The sequence below is a fragment of the Actinomadura violacea genome, assembly GCF_017573465.1.
GTDB classification, from domain to species: Bacteria; Actinomycetota; Actinomycetes; order Streptosporangiales; family Streptosporangiaceae; genus Spirillospora; species Spirillospora violacea.
On sequence record NZ_JAGEPF010000007.1, the window covers coordinates 35580 to 48392 of the forward strand.

Annotated in this window: 14 protein-coding genes; 2 read left to right on the forward strand and 12 right to left on the reverse strand. The window is 72.1% G+C overall.

What is annotated here, in order from left to right; all coding sequences use genetic code 11:
- Positions 1–3 precede the first annotated feature (3 nt).
- The gene (locus tag J4709_RS56360; RefSeq protein WP_443608320.1) at positions 4–483 is read left to right on the forward strand and encodes a transposase; all 480 of its coding nucleotides are present in this window, start codon (positions 4–6) and stop codon (positions 481–483) included.
- Between the two features lie 309 nt (positions 484–792).
- On the opposite strand, the gene J4709_RS55520 is transcribed toward J4709_RS56360, so the two are convergent.
- Positions 793–1842 (reverse strand): GNAT family N-acetyltransferase, encoded by a 1050-nt coding sequence (locus J4709_RS55520; RefSeq protein WP_307801165.1) that lies wholly within the window; start codon positions 1840–1842, stop codon positions 793–795.
- 24 nt (positions 1843–1866) lie between these two features.
- Positions 1867–2184, reverse strand: coding sequence for a hypothetical protein (locus J4709_RS11675; RefSeq protein WP_208240051.1), 318 nt, complete (start codon positions 2182–2184; stop codon positions 1867–1869).
- Positions 2185–2237: 53 nt separating this feature from the next.
- On the opposite strand from J4709_RS11675, the gene J4709_RS11680 reads away from it, so the two are divergent.
- The gene (locus J4709_RS11680; RefSeq protein ID WP_208240053.1) at positions 2238–2717 is read left to right on the forward strand and encodes a hypothetical protein; all 480 of its coding nucleotides are present in this window, start codon (positions 2238–2240) and stop codon (positions 2715–2717) included.
- A gap of 26 nt (positions 2718–2743) precedes the next feature.
- Here the strand turns inward: J4709_RS11680 and J4709_RS11685 are convergent, their stop codons facing one another.
- The 10 genes from J4709_RS11685 to J4709_RS11730 are packed head-to-tail and all read right to left on the reverse strand — an operon-like array spanning position 2744 to position 12804.
- Positions 2744–3202 carry an NUDIX hydrolase gene (locus J4709_RS11685; RefSeq protein WP_208240055.1) on the reverse strand — a complete coding sequence of 153 codons (459 nt, stop codon included), beginning with the start codon at positions 3200–3202 and terminating at the stop codon, positions 2744–2746.
- Positions 3203–3235: 33 nt separating this feature from the next.
- The gene (locus J4709_RS11690; protein WP_208240057.1) at positions 3236–4360 is read right to left on the reverse strand and encodes an acyl-CoA dehydrogenase family protein; all 1125 of its coding nucleotides are present in this window, start codon (positions 4358–4360) and stop codon (positions 3236–3238) included.
- Between the two features lies 1 nt (position 4361).
- Positions 4362–5567: an acyl-CoA dehydrogenase family protein gene (locus tag J4709_RS11695; protein ID WP_208240059.1), complete on the reverse strand. Its 1206-nt coding sequence runs from the start codon at positions 5565–5567 to the stop codon at positions 4362–4364.
- Between the two features lie 11 nt (positions 5568–5578).
- A complete protein-coding gene (locus tag J4709_RS11700) occupies positions 5579–7798 on the reverse strand; it encodes an acyl-CoA dehydrogenase family protein (protein ID WP_208240061.1) in 2220 nt (739 codons plus the stop codon).
- Positions 7799–7821: 23 nt separating this feature from the next.
- Positions 7822–8967 (reverse strand): steroid 3-ketoacyl-CoA thiolase, encoded by a 1146-nt coding sequence (locus tag J4709_RS11705; RefSeq protein WP_208240070.1) that lies wholly within the window; start codon positions 8965–8967, stop codon positions 7822–7824.
- A complete protein-coding gene (locus J4709_RS11710) occupies positions 8964–10196 on the reverse strand; it encodes a DegT/DnrJ/EryC1/StrS family aminotransferase (RefSeq protein WP_208240072.1) in 1233 nt (410 codons plus the stop codon). The genes J4709_RS11705 and J4709_RS11710 overlap by 4 nt, the downstream gene beginning before the upstream one ends.
- Before the next feature lie 37 nt (positions 10197–10233).
- A complete protein-coding gene (locus J4709_RS11715; RefSeq protein WP_208240074.1) occupies positions 10234–11418 on the reverse strand; it encodes a lipid-transfer protein in 1185 nt (394 codons plus the stop codon).
- A complete protein-coding gene (locus J4709_RS11720) occupies positions 11415–11828 on the reverse strand; it encodes a hotdog family protein (RefSeq protein ID WP_208240076.1) in 414 nt (137 codons plus the stop codon). The genes J4709_RS11715 and J4709_RS11720 overlap by 4 nt, the downstream gene beginning before the upstream one ends.
- Entirely contained in the window at positions 11825–12250 is a 426-nt protein-coding gene (locus J4709_RS11725) for a Zn-ribbon domain-containing OB-fold protein (protein ID WP_208240085.1), read from the reverse strand. Before J4709_RS11725 ends, J4709_RS11720 begins: the two co-directional genes overlap by 4 nt.
- Positions 12247–12804: an FAS1-like dehydratase domain-containing protein gene (locus tag J4709_RS11730; RefSeq protein ID WP_208240087.1), complete on the reverse strand. Its 558-nt coding sequence runs from the start codon at positions 12802–12804 to the stop codon at positions 12247–12249. Before J4709_RS11730 ends, J4709_RS11725 begins: the two co-directional genes overlap by 4 nt.
- Between the last annotated feature and the right edge of the window lie 9 nt (positions 12805–12813).

Here is a 12813-nt window from a genome sequence, read left to right on the forward strand (position 1 = left end):
TTCATGGGACGAGGAGATCTCACGGACGAGCAGTGGGCAGTGCTGGAACCGTTGCTGCCGAAGGGCGCGAGAGTGGGACGGCCCCTTGTCCGGCCGCGCCGGCAGTTGATCGACGGCATACGGTTCCGTGTGCGGATCGGTGTGCCGTGGCGGGACGCGCCCGTCGAGTACGGACCACGAAGCCGGGTCTACGACTTGTTCCGCCGGAGGCAGCGCAACGGCACCTGGCAGCGGATCCTCACTCGGCTTCAGTCCCTGGCCGACGCGAGAGGCGCGATCGTCTGGGGCTTGAGCGTCGACTCCGCAGTCTGTCGCGATCACCAGCATGCGGCCGGGCCCACAAACGGGGTGACCTGCAGATGGAAGCGCCTGGCGATGTGTTCACCGAGCCCGGAGATCACGGGCTGGGAAGGTCGCGCGGCGGGTTCACCACCAAGTTGCGTCTGGCGGTCGAGTAGGGCCACAAGCCCATGTCGATCGTGATCACGGCAGCGCGCCTACCTGTGCCGCTGTGGCATCCGCTGCACCATTCCGGATAAGAACGACCAGGCGCGCAACCGCAAGAAACTCGGCTCCCTCGGTGGCTGGCCGCCCGGGTTCATCGCCGAGGACTATAAGGCTCGGCATGCCGTCGAGTACGGCATCAACCGCCTCAAAAGGAACCGGGCCGTGGCCGCGAGATACGACAAGCTCGCGGGCCGCTGCGAGGCCACTGTCCTCGTAGCGGCGATCAATGAATGGCTGTGACCAGCTCAATCAGGGATGACGAACGTCCGTGGACGTCTGGGCGGTTCAGGTGTTGATGGCATGTTCGACGAACTGGCCGCAGGCGCGGAATCCCAGGCGGCGGTAGACGGGCTCGCCGTCGGTCGACGCCTGCAGGACCGCGATGCGGTGGTCTCGTTCGCGGGCCGTGCCAAGGGCCGCGAGCGTGATGGCTCCGCCGTAGCCGCGTCGGCGGTGGGTGGCCAAGGTGGAGATGTTGTAGATGCCGGCGACTCCCGCGTGGTGGAACACCTCGGCGGAGCAGACCGGACGGTTCTCCACGTAGCCCACCAGGTACCGGGCCGGGCAGGTCGCGGCCGGCGCCTGCGAAGCGGCCCGGGCGAAGAAGTCGCGGACGGTTTCAGCGGGTGGATTCCAGTTCGCGGCGAGGACCTTGGCGTAGTCGGCGAGCTGCTCGGGCGTGGTCACCGTTCGGATGTCCAGACCCGGGACAGAGGGAATCGGCAGGGTTTCGTCCAACTCGGCCCACATGGCCGTCTCACGCTCGGACACCGGCAGGCCGGCTGCCGTCAGGCGGGCAGTGAGGTCTGTCGGTGTCGAGGCAGGTCCCACCCACCAGGAGAAGCTGCGGCCGGTGCCGGCCAGCGTCCCGACGGTCTCGGCGATGCGGGCCGCGGCGTCGCCGGCGGTGAAGCGGGCCGCGGCGACGATGTTGAACGTGTCGTCGTCCAGACCGCTGTCCGCGACCAGGAGGTCGCCGGTCTCTGCGACGGTCGCACCGGACATGCTTCGGTGCAGATGGCAGGCGTGTTCCGCCAGGTTCCGCTCCATCCTGTCCGTCAAGTCGGCTTCGTTGAGAAAGTAATCATGCATAGCGTTTGATCCCAGCACGACCGAGCGAAGACTGCATGTCACTTTAGGCGGTGCCACGTCGACGACCAGCACTTTCGATACACGCTCTAGGGCGCCGGTGGTGGGCGGGGCGGGTACGGACGCCCAGGTGAAGATCATCAGCGAGGACGCCGCGTATCGGCTGGCCGGGTCTGGCGCGCAGAAGTTCGTGGCCGGTGGCGTCCAGGTGCTGATGCGCCCTGACGGCACGGCCGTCTTGGTCACCGAGGCTGCTGAGCGCCTCGAAGGTCACCGGCAGGTGCGCGAGGTCGTCCTGCCGTGGAGGTCGGTCGCGTCCGACGAGCGCACCCGGTCGCTCCTGGAGGGCTTCGACGATCTGCGGCGCCGGGTGTTGCTGTGGCTGCCCGGGGGCTTGGCGGACTTGGGGTGGGGGCGGGGTCGCTCAGGTCCACCCACCCCCTTCCCGGCCGCGCCGCCGTCATCGGCGGCGACGCTGACCCAGCAGTCGTCGACGTCGGGGGCGCTGGACTCCGGCGGGCCGGGATACAGGCAGGCGATCCGGCCAGGCGCCACCGCGAACGTGACCGGCTCCCACTCGGCCAGCAATGGCTGCAGCGGAACCCGCCCAGCGGCTCCCGCTCACGCCACGGCGCCCTCTCGTGGATGCCGCTCAGCCACCCGTCCTGGTCGTCGCGGATCTCCTCGCGCTGGACCGCCAGCACCTCAGGATCACCCTCTCCAGGCGAAAGCTGCCAGCCGGGCCCGTACTCACCGTCACCACCCAAGCCAAGCGGGATCCTTCCGGTCTGGTCGACCTCCAGTTCGGCAAGAGGATGCAGGAAGCTGCGGCGGTATCTACGGCCCAGCAGATCGGGATGGTGGCGGGCCAGACGATAGAAGTCGGCCAGCACCGGAGGCACCGCGATCTGCGGCGGAGCCTGAAATTCGGGCCGCCAGGCAGGCTGCAGCCGTCGCGGGAACCAACCCGCCGCGAACTCCCGCAACGCTCGGCGCCGATCGGTCAGAGCGTGCTCCAGCCACCCGATCCGGTGCCGGCTCATCCACCGGAACCAGCAGCGACCGCTGGAGATCCAACCACGAACCCCCTGGACGTCGACTGGTACACCTTCACCGGCTGAGCCACGACGGTTCGCCGGTCAACTGGTCACTGAGGGGTGTCGGTCGCGGTCGTCCAGCGGGGATCGATATGGCCCAGCCAGGCGTCTTGAGCGTCCGCCAGCGGTCGGGTGAGCGGTAAGGGCAGGAAGCGGCAGGCGAACGTTAGGCCGGTGTCGTCTCCATCGCCGTGGACGGTGTGGTGCCATGCGTCCGCCGTGGTCGCGGGCGCGTGAAGGTGGAAGTAGGTGGTTCTGCGCGGCTGGTGGGTGTCCGGATGGGGCTTGTCCTCCGCGGCGATGTGCCGGACGACCGAGGCGGTGAGCAGACCGGTCTCTTCTGCGACCTCTCGCAAGACCGCTTGTTCCAGCTGCTCACCTGGTCGGACACCGCCGGCGGGGATCTGGGTTCCGGCTTGGGGCATGCCGACGTGGTCGAAGACCAGGAGTTCGGGGACGGCGCTTTGCCTGATCACGTAAGCCGCGACGCGGATTCTCGGTCGGGTCACCTCGGCATTGTCCACGCTGCGCGGTGGCTGCGGTCAGGACGGTGCTCCGATGGGTGCGGCATGGGCGAGGCGGTCGCCGAGGGCGGCGGCGGTCGCGCCGGCGGCGCCGAGGGAGAAGGCGATCTGCCGTCCCCACAGGAAGTACCGGTGGACGGGGTAGTCGATGTCGGCGCCGATTCCGCCGTGCAGGTGCTGGGTGGCGTGGACGGCCCGCAACCCGGCGCGGGACGCCCACCATTTGGCGACCAGCGCGGCCGTCTCGGCGGCGTCCTCTTGGCCGGTGTCCAGGAGCCAGGCCGCGCGCCGGGTGGTCAGCCGGATCGCCTCGGTGTCGAGGTAGGCGTCGGCGGCCCGCACCGCCACCGCCTGGTTCGTCGAGAGGGGGCGGCCGAACTGCTCGCGCTGGGACGTGTACTGCGCCGTGACCTGGAGGGCCTGCTCGCAGACGCCGGTCTGCAGTGCCGCCAGCGCCACCCGGGCTCGGAGGCGGGACCAGGAGAGCACTTCGGCGCCGTCCGAGGGCAGGAGGTTTGTGTCGGCGACGGTGACGCCGTCGCAGCGGATCGAGGCGCGGCTCTCCCTGCTGGTGGCGCCGAGTTCGGTCGTGGTGAGGCCCGCGCTGTCGGTGGGCACGATCGCCATCACGGTCGTTCCGTCGTCGAGCCGGGCGGGGACGAGGAGTGCGGCGGCCTCCCGCGCGGCGGGGACGGAGAGGAGGTCGCCGGTCAGGGAGAGCCCGGCGGGGGTGCGTGACGCCGCCAGTCCGGCGCCGCCCGTGCTCTCCTCCAGCGCGGAGGTGACCGGGGCCGATCCGTCCAGGATGCCGGGCAGCCAGGCGCTGAGCTGGTCCGGGGTGCCGAAGCGGACGATCGTCAGGGCGGCGATGGCCACGGGCCACAGCGGGACCGGCGCGACCCGCCGGCCCTGCTGCTCCAGCACGGTCACCAGGCCGAGCATGCCGAGGCCGGCGCCGCCCGCCTGCTCGGGCAGCGCGATGCCGAGGAGGCCGGCGTCGGCGAGCGCCTTCCAGAGGGTCGGGTGGAAGCCGCCCCCGTCCTTCTCGGCTTCCACGACGCGGTCCAGGGTCGCGAGGTCGGTGAAGATCTCGTTCGCCAGTTCGCGCGCGGCTTCGAGGTCGCCGTCCAGGTCGAAGTCCATGTCAGCTCCGTTCAGGGGTGGTCGCGGGGCGGCGGCGGGCGGCGAGGGTCATGCCGAGGCTGTTGGACGCGACGATCTCGCGCATCACCTCGTTGGTGCCGCCGCCGAAGGTGTTGTTCTGTGCCCGGCGGCCGAGGGACTCGACCCGGCCCTGCAGCGCGGCGCCGGGGCTGCCGGGACGCAGCAGGCCGGCGGCGCCGAGCACTTCCTGGAGCCGGCCGTAGGCGGTCACCACCGCCTCGGTGCCGAAGATCTTGGCGGCCGCCGAGTCGCCGCCGCCGAGCGTGTTCGCGGCGACGTCGGCCACCAGGCGGAGGCTGAACAGCTCCGCGGCGCTGAGGAGGGCGTACACCTCGGCCATGGTGTGGCGCACCCAGGGGAGGTCGTGGACGGTGCCGTCGCCGAGCCGCTCCTGCCGGGCCCAGGCGAGCACCTCGTCGAACAGTTCGTTGGCGATGCCGCCGCGGGCGGCGAGGGCGACGCGCTCGTGGTTCAGCTGGTCGGTGATCAGGCTCCAGCCCTGGTTCAGCTCGCCGACCAGGTTGGACAGCGGGACGCGGACGTCCTCGTAGTAGGTCGCGGCGGTGCTGATGCCGCCCACGGTCTTGATCTCGGTGGCGGAGAACCCCGGCGCGTCCGTGGGCACGAGGACGACGGAGATGCCCTTGTGCCGGGGCGCGTCCGGGTCGGTGCGGACCGCGAGCCACACCCAGTCGGCGAAGACGGCGGCGCTGGTGAAGATCTTGTTGCCGTCGATGACGAGGTGGCCGCCGTCGATGCGGGCGCGGGTCCGGAGCGAGGCGAGGTCGGTGCCGGCTCCAGGCTCGGTGTAGCCGATGGCGAAGATCAGCTCGCCGGCGAGGATCCTCGGCAGGAAGTAGTCCTTCTGCTCCGGTGTGCCGTGCTTCATCAGCGCCGGCGCCACCGTGTTCAGGGTGACGAGGGAGAGCGGCGCGCCGGCCCGGATCACCTCGTCGTAGAACACGTAGAGCGCCTCGGGGTCCTCGCCGCGTCCGCCGTACTCCTCGGGGAAGCCGAGCCCGAGCCAGCCGTCCTCGCCCATGCGCCGCAGGATCCGGCTGAAGGTGGGGCCGCCCTCGGTCTGGTCGACGAGGTCGCGGCGGTCCCGCGGGCTGATGATCTCGGCGAAGTAGGCGCGCAGTTCGGCGCGCAGCCGCTTGGAGTCCGCCGACAGGTCGGGATGCATGGGCCGCTCCTTCAGGAGTCCTGGCGCGGCAGCCCGAGGACGCGCTGCGCGATGACGTTGAGCTGGATCTCGACGGTCCCGCCGCCGAACAGGACGGACGGGAGGCCGATGTGGTCGATGGCGTAGCCGCCGTCGGCGACGGCTCCGGCTGGTCCGAGCAGGGAGACCAGCGCGCGCGAGCCGTCCCGCTGCGCGATCGCGTTGAAGACCTTCTGCACGCTGATCTCGGCGCCGAGGTCGTGGTCGGACAGCCGGGCCAGGACGCCGCGCAGGCCGAGCGCCGACAGCGCCATCTCGCGGGCGGTGTTGCGGCCGAGCACGCGGACGGCCTCGTCGTGGGACGCGGCGTGGTCGCCGCGCTCGATGAGCGCGCGGACGGTCTCGGCGGAGCCGTGGGTCAGCATGCCGCCCATGCTCAGCCGTTCGTTGGACAGGGTGGTCGCGGCGAGTCTCCAGCCGCGGCCGGGTTCGGAGACGAGGCATTCGTCGGGCACGAAGACGTCGTCGAGGAAGACCTCGTTGAACTCCGCGCGGCCCGTCGCCTGCCTCAGCGGGCGGACCTCGATGCCGGGCGTCCTCATGTCGACCAGGAAGTACGACAGGCCGCGGTGCTTGGGCGCGTCCGGGTCGGTGCGGGCGAGGCACACGCCCCAGTCGGCCTCGTGCGCGCCGGACGTCCACACCTTCTGGCCGGTGAGCGACCAGCCGCCGGGGACCCTGGTCGCCCGCGTGGACAGCGCCGCGAGGTCCGAGCCCGCGCCGGGCTCGCTGAACAGCTGGCACCACACGATCTCGCCGCGCAGTGTCGGCAGGACGAAGCGTTCCTGCTGTCCGGGCTCGCCGTGCGCGAGGAGGGTCGGCAGCACCCATTCGCCGATCACGGTGGTCGGCTGGTGGAGGCCGCGCCGCGCGAACTCCTCGGCGATCACGGACTGCTCGCCGGGGCCGGCCGCGAGGCCGTAGGGCGGCGGATAGTGCGGTGCCACCAGGCCGGCTTCGGCGAGGCGGGCCCGGCGCGGCCCGCCACGCACGGCGTACCGGTCGTCCTCCCCGGGGGTGGCGGGCAGGGTCTCGATCTCGTCGAGCACGCGGCGGACATCGGCCCGCAGTTCGGGGAAGGCGTCCTCGGCCACGAAGGCGAAATCCCGGGCGTCCGCGCGGGCGGCCTCGCCGAGCCGGTGCGCCCACTGCTCCTCGGGGCCGCAGGCCGAGGCGATGCTGAGCGCGCGGCGCCAGTACAGGTGCGCGTCGTGCTCCCAGGTGAAGCCGATGCCGCCGTGCATCATGACGCACTCGAACGCCGCGTCGATCCCGGCCGGCAAGGCGGTCACCGCCGCGGCCGCGGCGGCGAGGCGCCGCTGGGCGGCCGGCTGCTGCTCGGCGCGCGCCGCGTCCCAGGCGGCGGCGCAGGCCGTCTCGGTGCGGACCAGCATGAGGGCCGCCTTGTGCTGGACGGCCTGGAACGCCCCCACCGGCCGGCCGAACTGGACGCGGGTCCGGACGTACTCGACGGCGGCGGCGAGGCACCACGACGCGATCCCGGCAGCCTCGGCGGCGAGGACGGTGTTGACGGCCAGGTCGGCGCGGGTCTGGTCCGGGGCTTCCAGGACGTCGCCGGGAGCGACCCGGTGGTCCGCCAGTTCGAGCCGCCCGACCGACCGGGTCAGGTCGGTTCCCTCGTCGACGTGCACGACGGCCGTCTCGGCGGGGGTGAGCCGGAACCACAGGGCGCGGCTGGAATCGCCCCTCACGGCGGCCCGGACCACGACCTCCTCGGCCCCGGGCAGGCCGAGCACCGGACGGCAGGAGCCGTCCACTCGCCAGCCGTCCGGCTCCTGCACGGCGGTCAGACCGGACGTCGTCACCAGTGCCCCGGTGGCGCCGCCGGCATAGGCCCCGAGCAACCGGTCCCGGACCGCCGACGGCGGGGACGCGGCGACGACGGCGCCGGCGATCGCGGTCGGCACGAACGGGCCAGGGACCAGGGCACGCCCCAGCTGCTCGGCCACGACGGCCAGTTCCATCAGGCCGGCGCCCGCGCCGCCGTGCTCCTCGGGCAGGTGCACCGCGTGCAGCCCCTGGCGGACGAGGGCGTCCCACGCCGGCGGGCGCCCGCCCGCCGCCAGGTCGGCGAGGGTCTCACGGGTCGCCGCCACGGGCGCGTGGCGGCGGGCGAAGGCGGCGGCCGAGTCGGCGAGCGCGCGGTGATCGTCCTCGATGGGGAGTGGCATGGGGGTCCTTGTCCGGATGGTGGTCAGAGTCGTTCGAGAATGAGGCAGGTGGTGGCCGCCGCGGCGCAGATCGCGATCATCGCGATGTGGGCGTCGCGGCGCTCCAGCTCGTCGATGGCCGTGGCCAGCAGCCGGATGCCGGTCGCGCCGGCGGGGTGGCCGATCGCGATCGCGCCGCCGTTGACGTTCAGCCGGTCCTCGGGCACGTCCAGCTCGCGCGCGAACGACATGGGGATCGAGGCGAACGCCTCGTTGACCTCGAAGAGATCGATGTCGGCCGGTGTCATTCCGGTCCGTTCGAAGAGCCTGCGGGCCGCGGGGACGGTGCCGTCGAGCAGCAGCTCGGTGCTCCCTCCGACCACGCATTGGGCGAGCAGCCGCGCCCTCGGCGCGACCCCGAGTTCGCGGGCCCGCTCCCGGGACGTCAGCAGCGCCGCGCTCGCCCCGTCGGAGACCTGGGAGGACGTGCCGGCGGTGTGCAGCCCGTACGGCACGGTCGGCCGCAGCCGGGCCAGCGCCTCCATGCTGGTCTCCCGCAGCCCCTCGTCGCAGGTGACGAGCGTGCGGCCACCGTCGCCGTCCGGCACCTCGACCGGGAGGACCTGCCGGTCGAGGGCACCGGCCGCCCAGGCCGCCCGGGCGCGTTCCTGCGAGCGCAGCCCGAACGCGTCGATCTCCTCGCGGGTGATGCCGTGCACCGCGGCGATGCGGTTGGCGGCGTTGTACTGGTCCGGCTGCTCCACGTTCCAGGACGCGGGGCGCGGCGAACCCTTGCCGAGCCGGATCTCGGCGGCGACGGCGAGCGGGACGCTCGACATCACCTCGATCCCGCAGGCGACGCCGACGTCGAGCGCGCCCATCGCGATCTGCCCGGCCAGCAGCTGCACCGCCTGCTGGGACGTGCCGCACTGCGCGTCGATCGTGGTCGCTCCGGTGCGCGGCGGGAGGCCCGCGTGCACCCACGCGGTGCGGGTGATGTTGCCGAACTGCTCGCCCGCGGGCGTCACGCATCCGCCGATGACCTGCTCGGCGAGGTCGGGGGCGATCCCGGCGCGGTCGAGGACGCCGCGCTGGACGTGCCCGAGCAGCTCGGCGGCGTGCAGCGGCGAGAGCCAGCCCGCGCGCTTACCGAAGGGGGTGCGGACCGCGTCGATGATCACCGGGCTCATTGCGGCACCTCGTCCCTCGTCCGGTGGCCGCGCGTGCTCGCGAAGCGGTGGATCGACTCGGTGATGCGGGTGACGTGCTCGTCGGTCAGGCCGTGGCTCATGCCGAGGGTCATGCCGCGCTCGAACACCGCGTCGGCGGCCGGCAGCCCCTCCTCGGGGACGCGGTGCTCGACGCCCGCCATCATCGGATGGCGGGTGATGTTGCCGCTCCAGACGGTCCGGGTGTCGATGCCGTCGGCTTCGATCGCCTCCTGCAGGTCGCTGCGGGAGAACGGGGCGTCCTCGTTGACCAGCACTGGGTAGCAGAGCCAGGCGGTGTCGAGGCCCGCGGTCTGCCGCGGCGTGGTGAAGAAGTCGGGGAAGGCCGCGTAGGCGGCGGTGTAGGCGTCGAAAATCTCGTGGCGGCGCTTGTAGTTCGCCTCCAGCTTGCCGAGCTGGACGACCCCGTACGCCGCGCCGAGCTCGGACGGCTCGAAGTTCCACGGCAGCAGATCGAAGATGAAGTCGTTGTCGTAGGCGACGCCGTCGAGGTCCTGGCGGAAGACCCGGCCGGTGCCGTTGCCGAACAGGTTCGGCTCGGACCGGCGGCCCCAGCGGCGCAGCAGCAGCGCCCGGTCCCGCGACTCCTCGTCGTCGACCATCACCATCCCTCCCGTGCTGGCGCAGGTGATGATGTGCGCCATCGAGAAGCTGGTGACGCTGATGTCGGCGCGCGCCCCCGTGGGGGTCCCGCGCAGCTTCGGGCCGAGGGCGTCGCAGCAGTCCTCGATCACCTTGAGGCCGTGCCGGTCGGCGATCGCGCGGATCGCGTCCCAGTCCGGTGCGTTGCCGGCCAGGTTCGGGAACAGCAGGGCCCGGGTCCGGTCGGTGACCAGCGCCTCGATCCGGCCGGGGTCGACGTTGAACGTGTCGGGTTCGACGTCGGCGAAGACCGGGACGAGTCCGGCGCGGACGATGGGTGCGACGTCGGTGGAGAACGTCAGCGGCGAGGTGATCACCTCGCTGCCGGGCGGCAGTCCGAGCAGCTCGACGGCCAGGTACAGGGCGGACGACCCGGAGTTGCACATGACCCCGTACCGCTTGCCCGACAGTGCGGGGACGCGGGTCTCCAGCTCCTTCACGTTCGCGCCGATCCGCAGGCCTTGGGGGCCGCTGCGCAGCACGTCGACGACGGCCTGGATCTCCTCCTCCCCATGGGTGGCGCGGGCGTAGGTGATGCGTTCGCTCACGGTGGGCTCCTTGTCTCGGTTGGTGGGGCGCGTCCGGTCAGCGGTCCGCGGTGAGGACGATCGCGCTGTGCGGGACCGGCGAGCCGCCGGTGACGAGCACGTTGCCCAGTTCCTTCGCCGGCTGGTTGACGGAGGTGCCGCGGATCAGGCGCACGCCCTCGGCGATGCCGTTGACACCGTGGATGTAGCCCTCGCCGAGCTGGCCGCCGTGCGTGTTGATCGGGAGCCGGCCGTCGAGGGCGACGCCGCCGGCGGCGATGAAGTCCTTGGCCTCGCCGCGTCCGCAGAACCCGTACTCCTCCAGCTGGAGCAGCACCATCGGGGTGAACGCGTCATAGAGGACGGCCGCGTCGATGCCGTCGGGGCCGACGCCCGCCTGGCTCCAGAGCTGCCGGGCGACCAGTTCGACCTCCGGCATCTCGTCGATGTCGGGACGGTAGTAGCTGCTCATCGAGATCTGCTGCGGGCCGACGCCCTGCGCCGCTCCGGTGATGACGGCCGGGGGGTGCGGCAGGTCGCGGGCGCGCTCGGTGCTGACGATCACGAGGGCCTGCCCGCCGTCGCTCTCCTGGCAGCAGTCGAGCAGCCGAAGCGGATCGGCGATCATGCGGGAGTTCTGGTGGTCGGCCAGGGTGATCGGGCGCTCGTAGAACCACGCCTTGGGGTTGCGCGCGGCGTGCTCGCGCGACAGCACCGAGACCCGCCCGAAGTCCTCGCTGGTGGCGCCGTACTTGTCCATGTAGCGCCGGGCGAGGAACGCCTCCTGCTGAGCCGGGGTGAGGAGCCCGTAGGGGTTGATCCAGTTGCGGTACTCCTGGTCGGTGTTCGCGCTGTAGGCGAACGGCGGCGGGCCCGCGCCGAAGCGGTGCCCGGACCGCTCGTTGAACGCCCGGTAGACGACGACCACGTCGGCGACGCCGCCGGCGACGGCCAGCGCGGCCTGCTGCACCGGGGCGCAGGCACCCCCGCCGCCATGCGGGATCCGGCTGAAGAACTTCAGCTCCGGGATGCCGAGGGCGCGGGCCACGGCGATCTCCGGGTTGGTCTCCATGGTGAACAGGGCGAACCCGTCCACCTCCTCGACGCCGATCTGCGCGTCCTCCAGGGCGGCGAGGACGCTCTCGCACGCGAGGCGCCACTCGCTGCGACCGGAGTCCTTGGAGAACTCGGTGGCCCCGATGCCGGCGATCGCCGCCGCCCCGGAGAATCCGCCGCCGCTCATCGGTCCCCTCCCTCGGCCGGTACGACGACCACCACGTCGGCGGTCACGTGGACGCCGCGCGAGTTCCTGCCGGTCACCCGGACGGACACCGAGTCGCCGGTCACGCCGGTCACCTCGCCGGACAGGCGCATGGTGTCCCCCGGGAAGTTGGGCACGCCCAGGCGAAGCGCGACGCGCGCGATCCGGGCGTGCGGACCGGTCCAGTCCGTGACGTAGCGGTCGACGAAGCCGTTGGTGGAGTTGATGCTCATGAAGATGTCGGGCGTGCCCCGCTCGGCGGCCTTGCCGGGGTCGTGGTGGACGTCCTCGAAATCCTGGGAGGCGATCGCGGTCGCGACGATCAGCGTCCGATCCAGCGGGAGATCCAGGGCGGGCAGCGTCGTGCCCACCCCGCAGTCCGGGAACGTCATGCCGCGTCACCTCCGGGCAGGGTCAGCCGGGGGAGGATCTCGCCGTGGGCATGCTCGGCGAACCCGACCTCCAGCTCCATCCCGGTCTCCAGCTCGTCGAGTTCGACGCCGGAGATGTCGGCCACCAGCCGGGTGCCCTCCTCCAGGTCCACCAGCCCGACGGCGAGCGGGTAGTCGAACGCGTCGTCCTTCGGGTGGTGCAGGACGGTGTAGCTGTGCAGCGTGCACCGGCGGGTGGAGTCGACGCTGTCCCAGGAGAAGGACCGGCAGGACGCGCAGGCGGGGGCCGGCGGATGCCGCAGCGTCCCGCAGTCGGTGCAGCGCTGGATCGCCAGGCGGCCCTCGCGGGCCGCGTCGAACCAGAACCGGTTGTCCTGGGTGATGATCAGCCGGGGAACGGCGGTGCGGACGGCTTCGCTCATCTGCCCTCCTCCTTGGTGTCCGGGTCGAAGCGCAGCAGCCGGAACCGCTCCTCGGCGAGCGGGCCGCCGTGCTGGTCGACGTAGCGTTTGTGCAGCGTGATGAAGACGCCGTCGCCGAGCGCGGTGCGCTTCACGGGCGAGACGTCCTCGATGGTGAAGTGGGCGGTCACGCGGTCACCGGGATGCAGCTCCCGGGCGTAGTCCTGCTCCACGTTCGTCGCGACGACCGAGGTGAACCCGGCCTCGTCCAGCACCGCGAGGAGCCGCGAGTAGGCGAAGTCCTCGCTGACGCCCTCCGCCCGCAGCCGGTGGATCTCCCGGTGGCGGCGGTAGCCGGCCATGACCCACGTCGAGATCATCGCGGGCGGGCCGACGACGTCGCGCCGGCCGGTCGCGCGCGCGGCCTCCGGATCGGTGTACACCGGGTTGGAGTCGTCGTGCGCCTCGGCCCAGTTCCGGATCATCGCCGCGTCGACGTCGTAGCGCGCCACGCGTGGAGGCTCGGCCACCTCGCCCACGAACGGGGCGCAGCGCTGCTCCAATTCCTGCACCATGGACCTCCT